The organism is Vibrio sp. 1069 (genome assembly GCF_033340555.1).
Genome location: NZ_JAWOWP010000002.1, coordinates 286,378 through 299,896 on the forward strand (window position 1 = coordinate 286,378; position 13,519 = coordinate 299,896).

Sequence of the window (13,519 nt, forward strand, 5' to 3'; positions counted from 1 at the left end):
CATTAAATCTATTTAATGTCAATTGTTTAAGTTACTTTTCCAACAGAAATCCAAAAACAGTTGAAACTGTAAACCTACATTTTGGCTCCTAATCACGAATTTGAAAATAGTGAAAAATTCATTATTTTCAAATTCGTTTTGATAAATCGCGACCCGATTTGGTTAGAAAGTTTCATCTAAAAAGTGCTTAATAAGAATCCCATTTAGCGGCGTTATGTCAATGTCACCAGTTAACTTATGAGGTGACGAGTTCACCTCTAACTAAGCATTCACGTTACTATGCCATTGCAATGGTTAGGTTAACTTAGCAACGATATCGCTTGTTTAGATACTCTGACTAGTCGTCCAATGGTTCTTTCGAAAACCCATCTAATGAATCGGGCGGATAGATCCTCAACTATGGTCCCATAGTGACCGGCAAAAACAAGCATATGGCCTAATAAGCCTTTTAGTTGCTCTTCATTGCGCTTAGATGATTTAGCAACGGCTTCTAGCTTTCTTGAAAGCCAATCATAAAAGGTCAAGCCAGCAATCACGCCTGCTTGAATCGTTACCGTTGACAAAAGAGCCACATCTTTCAAATAGGTGATAAGTGCGCCCTGTATTCTATCGGCCCAATACTCCGAAAAAGAAGCTTGATTTCGTTGCTCATACTTTAGACGGATAGGGGTAAATAAGTGGTCATTCGATTTCCTCTTCAACGCTCCCCAAGAATCCGAGGAAGCAGTGTTTAAGTAACCCGGATTTTTGTTTCTTGCCATCAAATGGGCTGATATGCTTAACCCAGTGCCAGAGTCCAAGCGGTACTCGCCTGTTGAGATTGGAGCATGAATAAATGGCCAAAGCGGTATTTTTGGTACAGGATCAGCACCATGCGTACATCGATAAACACCATCGTTTAGCTTTTCCGATGAGCGTGCGTATGCTTCCAGACCAACTCTAGGAGCGCCAAAGGTGTATAAGGTGGTTCTGACCTTCATCTCATTACGCACCCAATCAGCGCAAAGTGATGCGAGTGCTCCACCTAAGCTGTGCCCAACGCAATGTATACGTTTTGGTTTAGGATTCATCTGCATAATATACTGCTTCAACTTGGGGCTAAGACTTTGAAAACAATTGTTGAAACCAGCATGAGCGGGCGAACCGTTTGGTGATCCTTTCACCCCTATATTCGCATTTGTGATCCAGTCATTAGCATTTTGTGTTCCTCGAATTGAAATGACAATTTCATTCTCAAATGTAGAACCTTTACCAGTGCCAACCACTGCAAACGCCTCTGAAGTTCTCATCAAGCCAGGGATAACTTTACGCAATACCGGTACATTGGATAAACCCGCTACACCGCCTGTAAAACCATCAAATACATCATCTTCAGAAAAAGAAAAGTGATTTGAAAAACTGTTTTTGCCCGGCATGATAAAACGGCCATTATTTTCATAAGCTTTGTAAGGAATATCCGCTATTTCTGAAGCCATTTTTGGTGTTAACTTTGCCATTACGTGTCCTTATTTAGTAATATTTTTTCAGAAAATCCTTTCAAATCACACCTACTAATAATTTCAAGATCGAGGCCATTCTCAACAAATTTATTTTTAAAAAAGTAACGATATTCGTCCGAATTAATCTCACAACTTAAATCAAGAAGATTATCTGAAATAAATTCATAGGGTTTCACGTCAGAAAAGCGAGTCTCTAGTAAGTAGTATTTTTTGCCATCTACAAAAATGTAAATACCAATGTAGCTAGAGGATTCATGAAGGGCAGGTTCTTTAAACGTCTGATAGTGGTATGTAGGTTCGAAATGAAAATAACCATTTTCTGACGTAATTGTCTCGGTGATATAACGGTTTTTAGAAAAAGCCGTGTGTAGATAAACTACCTCGCTAGTAAACGCTTTCCCGTCTAAGTATAAGCGACCAGTGATCTCTGAGCTAAGTATGTATTGAAACTTTTTTGATTTGAAGAAATTAAACATATCTGCGTTACAACCTGTTGAGAGCAATAATATTGTGGCACTCATAAGGGAAACCAGTATTTTAGTCATTTGTTTACCAATATTGTACATAGGTCAACCCATATCCACGCGTGAGACGATACTATGTCCTAATGCTCTCAAGTGCTAGCCTAGGACCGCCCCAATTCTCAAAAATAAGTCATGTCAAAGCTTATATCTAGGCATACTTTAAAAAATAATGTAAATGACATGTCTATTACTTTCATGGGTTAAACATAAGTAGACTCCCTCTGGCAAAAAATACCGAGCTATTCGTTAAAGTACTTATCCACGTCCATTTCGTAAGCTTGCATACTCGTTGTCTCATTCTGAATTCTTATCATGAAGATCAGTTAACAATAGCCACCGCGCAGATGGTTGTTTTTTTATAACCGATAAAACATGGCGCCATCTCAACTTTTTCAGCACCATTGCTATATCACAGCGAAAATACCTCGAGTTCACTATAAAGCTCATCGATGTGCCTGGGCAGGTTGGAGTGGTGTCAAAGATGAGCTTCCGAAAGCGAATGTTACTCTCGACTGGTTCCATGTAGTGCATTTATTTACACGAGCTGTTGATGACGCTCGAAAACAATGGCACGCAAAAAGCTCTTCGTTGGGCGGTGTTAAAGGATGTTGAGAGTCCGATGACAGATAAGCAAGCACAAGCTTTAGTTGACTAGAGCCAGTAAGAAAAGTCCTAACAACCTTAGAAAAGCACCCAGAGAGAATACTTCAACGTTGGAGCTCGACCTATGCTAATACTGAGAATTTTGACTGACCGAGGCACTGAATACTGTGGCTGTGTTGAACAGCATGATTACCAACTCTACCTAGCTATCAATGAAATCGACCAACTCGAACAAACTGATTTGGGCTTTATCCTTCACCTTGGTAAACAACGCCAATACATCAGCAAATCTTGCTTAAACGAAGAAGTGATCGCGTTTATGGTAGAGCGGCACGCGGCATCAAAAGCGAGCTAACCAACTCACATCAAGCTGGAATGAGCGCTCGAAAAAGTAGGTGATATATGATCGAACATTGTAACAAGTATATGGTCGGTTCTGAATCAATGGGGTTTGATGTAGAAAGCTAATAAGGTTTAGAGGTTTCTCTTTCGGACATACTGCTTCGGTGTCATGCGCGCAATCTGCTTACACTCTCTAGTCATGTGTGCTTGATCGGAAAAACCTTGCTCCAGCGCCAACTCCGATAAAGTAAGATCGGGTTGCGCTCGGAGTTGCTCTAAAGTGTGCTTCACTCGTTTAATGCGTTGGTAATGTTTAGGAGTAATCCCCAACCATTTCTGAAAATTGCGCTCTCTCTGGCGCTGACTGATGGTCCCTGTAGGTTGGTCAATAATGTGGCCGACATACTGCGGTTCATATTCCTCAATCAGTGTTTGAACCCAGCGATATAACGTAGAAATCCTTGCATATGGCGAACGCGCTGTTTGCAGAGACTCAAATGTTGCTAGCGCAGAAGAAGCCAAAGGGTGGTCGTCTTGAATCCGCAATAGCTGTTCTAGACGTTTACCAAATAGTTGATAACCAACAGCAGGATGAAAGCGTACGCCAGTCATCACCGCGCCTGGCGGTAGGCAGACCTGATGTGCCAGAATGCTTATAGGCAGTAGGACAACCCCTGGCGTTTGCCACTCACCATCCATTTGTACTTCATTCTGTAAAATGAATACCACACCTGTACCAGCATCACTGAGTAATTGTTTACGTACGGTTTGCGTCGTATCAGGTTTGACGGATGCTGACCAAATGGCTTGAACATAGCCAGCTAAAGCCTTTTGAGGTTTTAAAATATCAAATTCTAAGTTCAAATGAATCATCCTATTTAACCTCAACTTAAATGAGAAAGTGATACACATGTACTTTTCATCCTATTAAGTTGAGGTATAAGCAGCGGCTTACAAGTAAGAACCGTCAAATAGAATTATCGAGGTTTATAGACTCCAACCTTTGGCTTAAATGCCTTAACTATTCGGTTCCAACTATTGATCGCGTTGATCGCAATTGTTAGGTTGACCATAGCTTCTTCTCCAAAGGTATTCAAGGTCAGCTGATAGGTATCATCATCTACTGGTAGGCCAGCAGTTAGTAGTTCAGCCCAGCCTAGTGCAACGTGTTCTGCATCGCTGTAGAATGGCATATCTTTCCATGCACTAAGCCCCCATATGCGTTCCGGCTTTTCACCTAACTGAAGCGCATCTTTACTATGCATGTCGATACAAAATGCGCATTGATTGATTTGCGATATGCGTAACTTAACCAGTTCCCATATGATCATGTTCATGGTTTCTGATTGGCTAAATTGTTCATGGAAGTAAGCCTCCTGAGCGTATAGGATTTCTATTGCTTTTGGCGCTACTTCAATATAGTCGAGTCGTTTTTTCATGGTCATTCTCCTCTGTTTTTTACATAGTAAAAAACGCTCTTAGCAAAAGATTGAAGATTTTCGACATGTACTCAATAAAGTTAGATAAAAGAGTGAACGACGAAAGCGAAAAGTGTACCTATTGGAAACCAAGAAAACTTATGCCAATTAACAAAGTATTGCTCTAAATAATGGACTTAAGGTTGGCGTCTATTTTTACTCCACCACCTTCCGTAAACGAGCAAAAGGTGCTGAGTTACCTATATACACACCAGCCGCAACGATAAAGACGCCTAAAACATTTTCCCATTGAGCCTGCTCACCAGAAATGAACGAAATCAGTAGAGTGAATACCGGCATAATATTAAATAATGGAGACATCTTATCTGGACCAAGAACGATAGCGCCTTTCATCCAAAAGTAATAAGCAATCAAAGTTCCAAACAGGCTCATGTAAGCTATTAATGCTAGGTCTTTAAATGTTATGGCATTTAAGCTACGGCTAAAGTCGCCGTGGTACATCGCTATAGCGACCATTTGAATGGCACCAATACTTAACACCCAACGTAACTGCTGAGTTACTGGGATATGAGATGTTAAACGCTTCGCTAGAATTGTGTATAAACACCCACTAATTAAAGCAAATAACATGTATAGATCACCAATATTACTATTGCTGCTAATAGAATGAATATTTCCCCCTGTAATGACGATTACCACTCCGCAAAAACTGATTAGTGCACCTAAAATAGTTTTAACCGAAATGGAAGTCTTGAGAATAAAGCCCGACAACAAGATAGTGACAAGTGGTAGGTTTGCCTGAACAACCGCTGCGTTAACTGGGGTAGTAAATCTCATTGCAGAGAAAATAGAGAAGTTTTGGATAGTTACACCCACGGTTGCTATAACAAACAACGACAACATACTTTTTCGTGTGAGTTTGGCTCCATATGGAGAGCGTTTAGTACCTCTTATCAGTAAGAGTATTAAAGCTGCAACGGAAAATCGTAACGTCGCTGAATCCAAAGGAGAGACATCGCTATTAATAGCCTTTATTACGTTAAAGTTACTAGACCAAAAAAAGATAGCGACAACAACACCGCACCAAATTGATAAATGCTTAGACATAGATCTTCCTGATAAAAATTAACTTGACGCGATAATGCTATATATTTCATATTTGATTTTTAATAGCCAAATTTAAGAGGGTTAATCCCAAATATGGAACGTCACTCTTTGGATGACCTTTTGTTATTCGTTTCTGTTGCTCGCTATCAAAGCCTAACACAAGCATCTGAGCGTCTTAATGTCCCGTTAGCCACGCTAAGCCGGAAGTTAAAAAGGCTAGAAACAAACTTAAATTGCAGACTATTTAACCGCAGTGCACACCACTTTGCGTTAACAACTGATGGCGAAAAATATTATCAACTCTGTGAGCCGTTACTTCTTAGCTTAAATAATGTGACATCGAGAATTGCGACTGAGCGTCAGTCTTTAAGCGGAACGATCAAAATATCAGCGCCAATTAACATGACACAGATGTGGTTAAAGCGGTGCGTTTATGAATTTGCAGAGCAACATCCGAAGATATGTATCGATTTAGATGTACAGAATGAAAAAATCAATCTTGTATCTAACCGTGTCGATGTTAGTTTTCGTCTTGGTGATCTTATTGAACAAGACTGGATTGCTCAGAAATTATGGTCGATTCCATTTGCGCTTTGTGCATCACGAAGCTATTTAGAACAACACCAACCGATTACCCATCCAGAACAACTTGTTCATCATCGCCTAATTACGGTAAACAACGACTGCCAATGGAAATTAGTTAATCAAATCACCAATGAAACATTTGATCATCCGCTAAAGTTTCAATTCACTTCAAATGATGTACTGCTAGTTAGAGACGCCGTCATCCATGGTTTAGGAATTGCGTGGATTCCAACCTATTACTTTCATGAGCTAAATCATGATCAACATAACCTGCTGCCTTTGTTGCCAGAATGGCAATGCTCGGGTAAAGAAGTATTCATTATGTATCGAGACCGCGATAAAAGGCCTGCAAGAGTTGATGCATTTATTGAACATGTCTTAAATTGGAAAAATCGCATTCAAATGTTTGCTTGAAAGAGGTTTATCACATTGTGCTGTGCCGGTAACCTCAATTGAAGCTTCATGACTCTGCTTCAATTGAGTTCATTTATTTAACCTCTAAAAGAATCATGAATACATAGGCAGTTAATGGGATTCGAGTTTACAAGTGATTCGGTCAGCTAAAACTCAAGCTAAGTAGAAAGTATTTGCAGTTGTATTTGCCTCTGAAAATCGTTTAGAGCTTTCTCATCCGCGAAGTTCTATAAGAAATTATTAAGGATATATTTGTGTGCGATTTCGTGAAAAAAATTATTGTAGGTTTACTTTTCAGTGCTTCGTCTTTTGCTTCCTTAAGTCAATATGTTCCAGCAATGAATGATAAGAACGGTTATGTAGAACCATTTCAGATGTTTGATAATGTCTATTATGTAGGAGACAAGTGGGTCTCATCATATGCCATTGCTACAGACGACGGACTCGTTATCATTGATACGCTTGACTTCCCTTACTCTGAGTGGATACCTATCAACCTAGAGAAGCTAGGGCTAAAAGATAAGCCAATAACGCACATATTGGTAACTCATGGGCATTCTGACCACGTTGGGGGCGCCCAGTTACTTCAAGAGAAGTATGGTTCCAAAGTCGTGATGACCAAAAGCGCTCATGAACTATCTATACAGCAATCAAACAAAAGCGAAGGTGAGAACAAGTTCCTTCCTCCAAATTTAGACATAGAGATAAAAAGCGATAGCTCCATGGTTATTGGTGGACATGAGTTTAAGTTCTATCTCACACCTGGCCACACGGAAGGTGACTATTCCTTAGACTTCGCTGTTGAAGATAATGGCGAACAATATCGTGCTTTTATCGTTGGTGGGCATAGCGTAAGTAGCAATGATCCAGAAGTTATTGGCCAGTTCCTGACTAGCATGGAGAAAATTAGAAAAATTTCACTACAGGCACCTATTGTGAACGTTAACCTTTCGAACCATCCACATAAAAATTTCCTTTTTGAAAATAGGAAGAAGCTCGGCACAAGCGGTAACCCGTTTATCAGTGAGGCAAACTTCTGCATGTCCCTTAAGCAACAAGAAGATTTAGCTAAGGGAAAACTAGAAGAACTATAATACCATGGTATACGAGCAGCCTTCGTTATTAGGTTAGAGATTTGCTCTTGAGTTATAGCTAAGGCTTTAATAAGTTGCTCAATCAAGATTCGACACTGGTAGCAGCTATATTGTTTGTCGGTTCTAGTGACAAAGGCGCTGTGCGTAAACATTCGTATTGTGTGCCTTAAACCTTTGCAAGGCGTTACGTGCTTTCTGGAAAAGTCTCAAAATAGCGTACAATTAGCGTTTTGACACAGCGGAAATCATCATGGCCAAAACTGTTCAGCAGCAAATCGGAAACATTGCTCTAGTCGTTGAAAATTACGACGATGCTATCGAGTTCTATACTCAAAAACTTCAATTCACTCTGGTTGAAGATACCCACCTAGGTGGTGGTAAACGCTGGGTTCAAGTTTCTCCTCCAAACTCCAATGGTACAAACCTACTTTTAGCTCAAGCGAGTACACCGGAGCAAACGCATGCAGTAGGAAATCAAACAGGTGGTCGTGTTTTCCTGTTTCTGCAAACTAATGATTTTTGGCGTGACTACGAGTTGATGAAGAAAAATGGTGTTGTATTTAATGAAGAGCCTCGTGTGGAAGAATACGGGACAGTGGTGGTGTTCCAAGATCTCTATGGTAATAAGTGGGACTTACTGCAACTGAACTGAGAAACTACACAGCACCTGCATAACATAGTGTTCATGAGGAGTTTCCAACAAGCTTTTAAGGCTCTGAGATATTAGTGCTAATTCAAAGGTTCTCAGAAGTTACTGTATTTCTAAATCACTTTTGTGCAAACAATAACTAGCCATAATTCCTTCTCGATGTATCAACAAGTGTTAGGGCGGCACACCAAAAACAAAAAGGCGAACCAAACGGTTCGCCTTTGTCGATTTAGAGACTACAAAAATTAATCTTCGTAGTTATCGATGCTTGGGCATGAACAGATTAGGTTACGGTCGCCGTATACGTTATCTACGCGATTTACCGTTGGCCAGTACTTCCAAGATTTGGTCGCTTTAGACGGGAAGCAGCCAATCTCGCGAGAGTAAGGGCGGTCCCAATCTTCAGCAGAAAGATCAACTTGTGTGTGTGGCGCGTTAACAAGTGGGTTGTTATCCAGTGGCCATTCACCGTTTTTCACTTTCTCCATTTCTTCGCGGATAGCGATCATCGCATCACAGAAGCGGTCCAGCTCTTCTAGATCTTCCGATTCCGTTGGCTCAACCATGAGCGTGCCCGCTACAGGGAACGACATAGTTGGTGCGTGGAAACCGTAGTCCATTAGACGTTTCGCGATGTCTTCTTCGCTGATACCTGTTTCTTCTTTCAGCGGACGAATGTCGATAATACATTCGTGCGCTACGCGGCCATTTTTGCCACGGTAAAGAACAGGGTAGTGTTGGCGAAGTGTTTCCATCACGTAGTTTGCGTTCAGAATTGCTACTTTTGTTGCATCTGTTAGGCCAGGTTCGCCCATCATTGCGATGTAAGCCCAAGAGATAGGTAGGATAGAAGCGCTACCCATATCTGCTGCTGATACTGCGAAATCTGCGCCTTCTACACCGTCTTCAATATGCCCTGGTAAGAAAGGAGCTAGGTGAGATTTCACACCGATAGGACCCATACCCGGACCGCCACCACCGTGCGGGATGCAGAAGGTTTTGTGTAGGTTTAGGTGAGAAACGTCTGAACCGATGAAGCCTGGTGATGTTAGACCAACCTGCGCGTTCATGTTAGCGCCGTCTAGGTAAACCTGACCACCAGCGGCATGAACCATTTCACACACTTCTTTCACTTTCTCTTCGTAAACGCCGTGCGTAGAAGGGTAAGTGATCATAATGCTTGATAGGTTGTCTTTGTGTTTCTCGATTTTCGCTGCTAGGTCGTCGATGTCGATGTTGCCTTCTTCATCACACTTAACCACAACCACTTTCATTGACACCATAGATGCTGTCGCAGGGTTAGTACCGTGCGCAGAGCTTGGGATCAAACATACGTTGCGGTGACCTTCGCCACGGCTTTCGTGGTAGCGTTGAATCGCGATAAGACCTGCGTACTCACCCGATGCACCAGAGTTTGGTTGTAGTGAGAATGCGTCATAGCCAGTGATTTCACATAGCTTTTCTTTAAGGTCTTTTGCGAGTGCAGCGTAACCAGCTGCTTGTTCTGCTGGTGCGAACGGGTGGATCGAACCAAACTCAGGCCAAGTTACTGGAATCATCTCTGCTGCTGCGTTCAGCTTCATCGTACAGCTGCCCAGTGGGATCATGCCGTGCGTGAGTGAGAAGTCTTTGTTCTCTAGCTGTTTTAGGTAACGCATCATCTGTGTTTCGCTGTGGTGCGTGTTAAACACAGGGTGTGTTAGATATTCTGTTGTGCGGCGCAATGCTTCTGGAATGGCTGCAAACTCGTTGCCTGCGATTTCAGTTGATAGTGCTGCGACTTCTTCTTTCACACCGAATACTGCGAATAGGGCTTCTACATCTGCCACGGTTGTAGTTTCGTCGAAGCTCACACCTAGCTGAGTACCCAACTTACGTAGGTTGATGTCTGCGGCTAGTGCTTTCGCGTATAGGTCTTCAGTTTGTGCACCTGTGTTGATAGTGATGGTGTCGAAGAAGCTGTTGTGAGCAAGCTCGAAGCCGCCTTTAGTTAGGCCAGCGGCTAGGATGGCTGTCATGTGGTGTGTACGACGAGCAATAGTGCGTAGACCTTCTGCGCCGTGGTAAACCGCGTAGAAAGACGCCATGTTCGCTAGCAGTGCTTGAGCAGTACAGATGTTTGATGTCGCTTTTTCACGACGGATGTGCTGTTCACGCGTTTGCATTGCCATACGCAGTGCTTTGTTACCATTGGTATCGATAGAAACACCGATAACACGGCCAGGCATTGTACGCTTGTGCTTATCACGCGTTGCCATGAAAGCAGCGTGTGGACCGCCGTAACCCATCGGCACGCCAAAACGTTGTGCTGAACCGATTGCTACGTCTGCGCCCATTTCACCTGCAGGTTTAAGTAGGGTAGAAGCAAGAAGGTCCGTTGCTACAGTCACTAGTGTTTTGTTTGCTTGCGCTTTAGCGATGATGTCCGTTAGGTCACGAACTTCACCTGTTGTACTTGGGTATTGAACTAGTGCGCCGAACACGTCTTGCTCTGGTAGTGATTCTAAAGAACCAACCAAGACTTCAAAGCCGATGAATTTCGCACGAGTTTTTACCACTTCGATGGTTTGTGGGTGAACGTCGTCAGCAACGAAGAATACGTTGCTCTTGCTTTTACCCGCACGCTTACAAAGTGTCATCGCTTCTGCTGCTGCCGTTGCTTCATCGAGCAATGACGCGTTCGCGATTTCCATACCAGTAAGATCCATCACCATTTGTTGGTAGTTTAGAAGTGCTTCTAAACGACCTTGTGAGATCTCTGGTTGGTAAGGGGTGTAAGCGGTGTACCAGCCCGGGTTTTCCATCACGTTGCGTAGAATCACGTTCGGCGTGAAGGTGTTGTAGTAACCCTGACCAATGAATGTACGTTTAACTTGGTTCTGATCGGCGAACTTACGCATTGCTGCCAGCATGTCTGCTTCGCTTTTCGCTTCTGCCAAGCTCATTGGTTGCTCTAGGCGAATTTGTGCTGGTACGGTTTCGTCGATAAGCGAATCTAGGCTAACTGCGTTGATCGCTTCCAACATTTTCTGTTGGTCAGATTTGTTTGGTCCATTGTGGCGAGCAACGAACTCGTTTTGTGTGCTGAGGCTTTGAAGTAATTCAGTCATTGTCCTTTACCTACTCCTTGGTTCGGGTAACGGATTTGCGTTACTGATAAATTAAATTATACGTCCGAACCTAGAAAAAAAGCTGTTCTCTAAACAGGCTAGGGAACAGCTTTCGTCACATCCTAATTACTCTTCTTCGATAGAGTTTAGGTATTCGTCTGCGTCTTTCAGGTTATCTAGTTCAGATACATCAGACATCTTCACTTTTACGATCCAGCCACCTTCGTACGGCTCTTCGTTAATTAGCTCTGGGCTGTCTTCTAGTTCTTCATTGATTTCTACGATTTCACCAGTGATTGGTGCGTAGATGTCTGACGCTGCTTTTACAGATTCAACGAGAGAGAAGCTTTCACCTGCTTCAACTTCGTCTTCTACGTCTGGTAGGTCAACGAATACCACGTCACCTAGCATTTCTTGTGCATGCTCAGAAATACCAATTGTTACTGTGCCGTCACCGTTGTCACGTACCCACTCGTGGCTATCTGCAAACTTCAGTGTTTTGTCCATTGCTTAATCTCCGAATAACTTGTCAGGAATTATTATGATTTTAAAAAAATCGTTTACTGGTATAGAGGAAAGCGACTGCAAAGTTCTTTTACTTCTTTGCGAACGCGTTTTTCAACTTCTGCGTCACCTTCAGGGTTGTTCACTAAACCGTCCAGTACGTCACCAATCCAATTACCGATGAGTTTGAATTCTTCAGCGCCAAAGCCGCGGCTTGTACCCGCAGGCGTTCCTAAACGGATGCCCGATGTAATCATAGGCTTCTCTGTATCGAATGGGATGCCATTTTTGTTACATGTGATCCCAGCACGCTCTAGAGCTTCTTCTGCTTTATTGCCTTTCAACCCTTTCGGACGAAGGTCAACCAGCATTAGGTGCGTGTCTGTGCCACCAGTTACGATGTCGCAACCGCGAGTTTGCAATACTTCCGCTAGGACTTTTGCGTTATTGATCACCGAATCAATATAAGTTTTAAATTCAGGGCCAAGCGCTTCACCAAATGCGACCGCTTTGGCTGCGATAACGTGCATCAGTGGGCCACCTTGTAGGCCAGGGAATACGGCTGAGTTGATTTTCTTAATGATGTCTTCGTGGTTAGTAAGAATCATACCGCCGCGAGGGCCACGCAATGTTTTGTGTGTTGTAGTCGTAACAACGTGTGCGTGTGGCAGTGGGCTAGGGTGCGCGCCTGTTGCGATAAGACCGGCGATGTGTGCCATGTCGACCATAAGAATTGCATTTACTTCGTCTGCGATTTCACGGAATTTTGCAAAGTCGATAGTACGTGGAATAGCGCTACCACCTGCGATGATCATTTTAGGTTGGTGCTCAAGTGCTAGCTCACGAACATCTTCGTAGTTGATTTCCAGTGTTTCGCGATCAACACCGTATTGAACTGCATTAAACCATTTACCAGAAAGTGCAGGGCGTGCACCGTGCGTCAGGTGACCACCTGCGTCTAAAGACATACCAAGAATGGTGTCACCAGGTTGAAGCAGTGCTAGTTTTACTGCGCCGTTTGCTTGTGCGCCTGAGTGTGGTTGAACGTTTGCGTATTCACAATTGAAAAGTTTTTTTGCGCGTTCGATAGCAATGGCTTCCACTGTATCTACGTGCTCACAACCACCATAGTAACGACGACCTGGGTAGCCTTCAGCGTATTTGTTTGTTAGGCATGTGCCTTGAGCTTGCATTACCGCTTTAGAAACAATGTTCTCAGAAGCGATAAGTTCGATTTGTTCGTTTTGGCGAGCGGATTCCGCTTGAATTCCAGCAAAGACAGCATCATCTGTCGCAGAGAGGTTGGTAGAGAAAAAGTTTTCCAAGCTGTGGTTAGGGTAACTCTTATTCATGGTAGTTGACCTTCCAAATCTGAAAATGAACCCGCAATAGATGAGTTATGATTTGCGGTTGTGGTTCATTTGTCCTCAAAAACAGCTGAACTGCGTAGCAGAACAGAGTGAACATCCGGCCCTAAATTTGGGCAAAAACTCCGTTGGATTGCGTGTTTCCTTTACCAATCTCTTACGGAAATATGCATCTCTACATCTAACAAGTTGGTAACATAGCGCCTGTGACGGGAACAATCAACCAAAAATTTCCTATAGGAAACAAGATTTCAAAATTTGTTAACAAGAGCACGGTTTAAT

At 42.8% G+C, this 13,519-nt stretch carries 11 protein-coding genes and 2 pseudogenes; 5 read left to right on the top strand and 8 right to left on the bottom strand.

The genetic code is table 11. From position 1 onward, the window contains the following. Positions 1 to 299: 299 nt before the first annotated feature. A complete protein-coding gene (locus tag R7040_RS04355; protein WP_033906522.1) occupies positions 300 to 1,496 on the bottom strand; it encodes a lipase family protein in 1,197 nt (398 codons plus the stop codon). Next, positions 1,496 to 2,065: a DUF6795 domain-containing protein gene (locus tag R7040_RS04360; RefSeq protein WP_052767719.1), complete on the bottom strand. Its 570-nt coding sequence runs from the start codon at positions 2,063 to 2,065 to the stop codon at positions 1,496 to 1,498. Before R7040_RS04360 ends, R7040_RS04355 begins: the two co-directional genes overlap by 1 nt. Positions 2,066 to 2,395: 330 nt before the next feature. Between R7040_RS04360 and R7040_RS30575 the strand changes: the two are divergent. Together R7040_RS30575 and R7040_RS04365 are read left to right on the top strand one after the other, a co-directional pair. Continuing rightward, positions 2,396 to 2,551 (top strand): annotated as a pseudogene (locus R7040_RS30575) (hypothetical protein); the annotation flags it as partial. Between the two features lie 277 nt (positions 2,552 to 2,828). Then, positions 2,829 to 2,981: pseudogene (locus R7040_RS04365) on the top strand (YcxB family protein); the annotation flags it as partial. Positions 2,982 to 3,100: 119 nt separating this feature from the next. Here the strand turns inward: R7040_RS04365 and R7040_RS04370 are convergent. The 3 genes from R7040_RS04370 to R7040_RS04380 form a co-directional block, all read right to left on the bottom strand. After that, the gene (locus R7040_RS04370) at positions 3,101 to 3,841 is read right to left on the bottom strand and encodes a helix-turn-helix domain-containing protein (protein WP_170960428.1); all 741 of its coding nucleotides are present in this window, start codon (positions 3,839 to 3,841) and stop codon (positions 3,101 to 3,103) included. Positions 3,842 to 3,945: 104 nt separating this feature from the next. Beyond that, positions 3,946 to 4,407 carry a carboxymuconolactone decarboxylase family protein gene (locus R7040_RS04375; protein WP_213895729.1) on the bottom strand — a complete coding sequence of 154 codons (462 nt, stop codon included), beginning with the start codon at positions 4,405 to 4,407 and terminating at the stop codon, positions 3,946 to 3,948. Positions 4,408 to 4,602: 195 nt separating this feature from the next. Next, the gene (locus R7040_RS04380; protein WP_005388780.1) at positions 4,603 to 5,514 is read right to left on the bottom strand and encodes a DMT family transporter; all 912 of its coding nucleotides are present in this window, start codon (positions 5,512 to 5,514) and stop codon (positions 4,603 to 4,605) included. Between the two features lie 108 nt (positions 5,515 to 5,622). On the opposite strand from R7040_RS04380, the gene R7040_RS04385 reads away from it, so the two are divergent. From R7040_RS04385 to R7040_RS04395, 3 genes are all read left to right on the top strand, one after another. Further along, positions 5,623 to 6,513 carry a LysR family transcriptional regulator gene (locus R7040_RS04385; RefSeq protein ID WP_250156979.1) on the top strand — a complete coding sequence of 297 codons (891 nt, stop codon included), beginning with the start codon at positions 5,623 to 5,625 and terminating at the stop codon, positions 6,511 to 6,513. Positions 6,514 to 6,779: 266 nt separating this feature from the next. Next, on the top strand, positions 6,780 to 7,607 hold the full coding sequence (locus tag R7040_RS04390; protein WP_318095431.1) for an MBL fold metallo-hydrolase: 828 nt from the start codon (positions 6,780 to 6,782) through the stop codon (positions 7,605 to 7,607). Between the two features lie 250 nt (positions 7,608 to 7,857). Then, a complete protein-coding gene (locus R7040_RS04395; protein ID WP_064354751.1) occupies positions 7,858 to 8,259 on the top strand; it encodes a VOC family protein in 402 nt (133 codons plus the stop codon). Between the two features lie 242 nt (positions 8,260 to 8,501). Here R7040_RS04395 and gcvP read toward each other — a convergent pair whose 3' ends face one another. From gcvP to R7040_RS04410, 3 genes are all read right to left on the bottom strand, one after another. Next, the gene (gcvP, locus tag R7040_RS04400) at positions 8,502 to 11,366 is read right to left on the bottom strand and encodes an aminomethyl-transferring glycine dehydrogenase (protein WP_318081080.1); all 2,865 of its coding nucleotides are present in this window, start codon (positions 11,364 to 11,366) and stop codon (positions 8,502 to 8,504) included. Positions 11,367 to 11,492: 126 nt separating this feature from the next. Then, positions 11,493 to 11,873, bottom strand: a complete 381-nt coding sequence (gcvH, locus tag R7040_RS04405) for a glycine cleavage system protein GcvH (RefSeq protein WP_005376432.1) — start codon at positions 11,871 to 11,873, stop codon at positions 11,493 to 11,495. A gap of 53 nt (positions 11,874 to 11,926) precedes the next feature. Continuing rightward, positions 11,927 to 13,222, bottom strand: a complete 1,296-nt coding sequence (locus R7040_RS04410) for a serine hydroxymethyltransferase (RefSeq protein ID WP_005376430.1) — start codon at positions 13,220 to 13,222, stop codon at positions 11,927 to 11,929. Positions 13,223 to 13,519: the final 297 nt, after the last annotated feature.

Bases quoted from the DNA above. Each gene is read 5' to 3' on its own strand.
- R7040_RS04360 (WP_052767719.1), bottom strand. From the start codon at position 2,065: ATGTACAATATTGGTAAACAAATGACTAAAATACTGGTTTCCCTTATG.
- R7040_RS04375 (WP_213895729.1), bottom strand. From the start codon at position 4,407: ATGAAAAAACGACTCGACTATATTGAAGTAGCGCCAAAAGCAATAGAA.
- gcvH (WP_005376432.1), bottom strand. From the start codon at position 11,873: ATGGACAAAACACTGAAGTTTGCAGATAGCCACGAGTGGGTACGTGAC.
- gcvP (WP_318081080.1), bottom strand. From the start codon at position 11,366: ATGACTGAATTACTTCAAAGCCTCAGCACACAAAACGAGTTCGTTGCT.
- R7040_RS04355 (WP_033906522.1), bottom strand. From the start codon at position 1,496: ATGGCAAAGTTAACACCAAAAATGGCTTCAGAAATAGCGGATATTCCT.
- R7040_RS04410 (WP_005376430.1), bottom strand. From the start codon at position 13,222: ATGAATAAGAGTTACCCTAACCACAGCTTGGAAAACTTTTTCTCTACC.
- R7040_RS04395 (WP_064354751.1), top strand. From the start codon at position 7,858: ATGGCCAAAACTGTTCAGCAGCAAATCGGAAACATTGCTCTAGTCGTT.
- R7040_RS04370 (WP_170960428.1), bottom strand. From the start codon at position 3,841: ATGATTCATTTGAACTTAGAATTTGATATTTTAAAACCTCAAAAGGCT.
- R7040_RS04380 (WP_005388780.1), bottom strand. From the start codon at position 5,514: ATGTCTAAGCATTTATCAATTTGGTGCGGTGTTGTTGTCGCTATCTTT.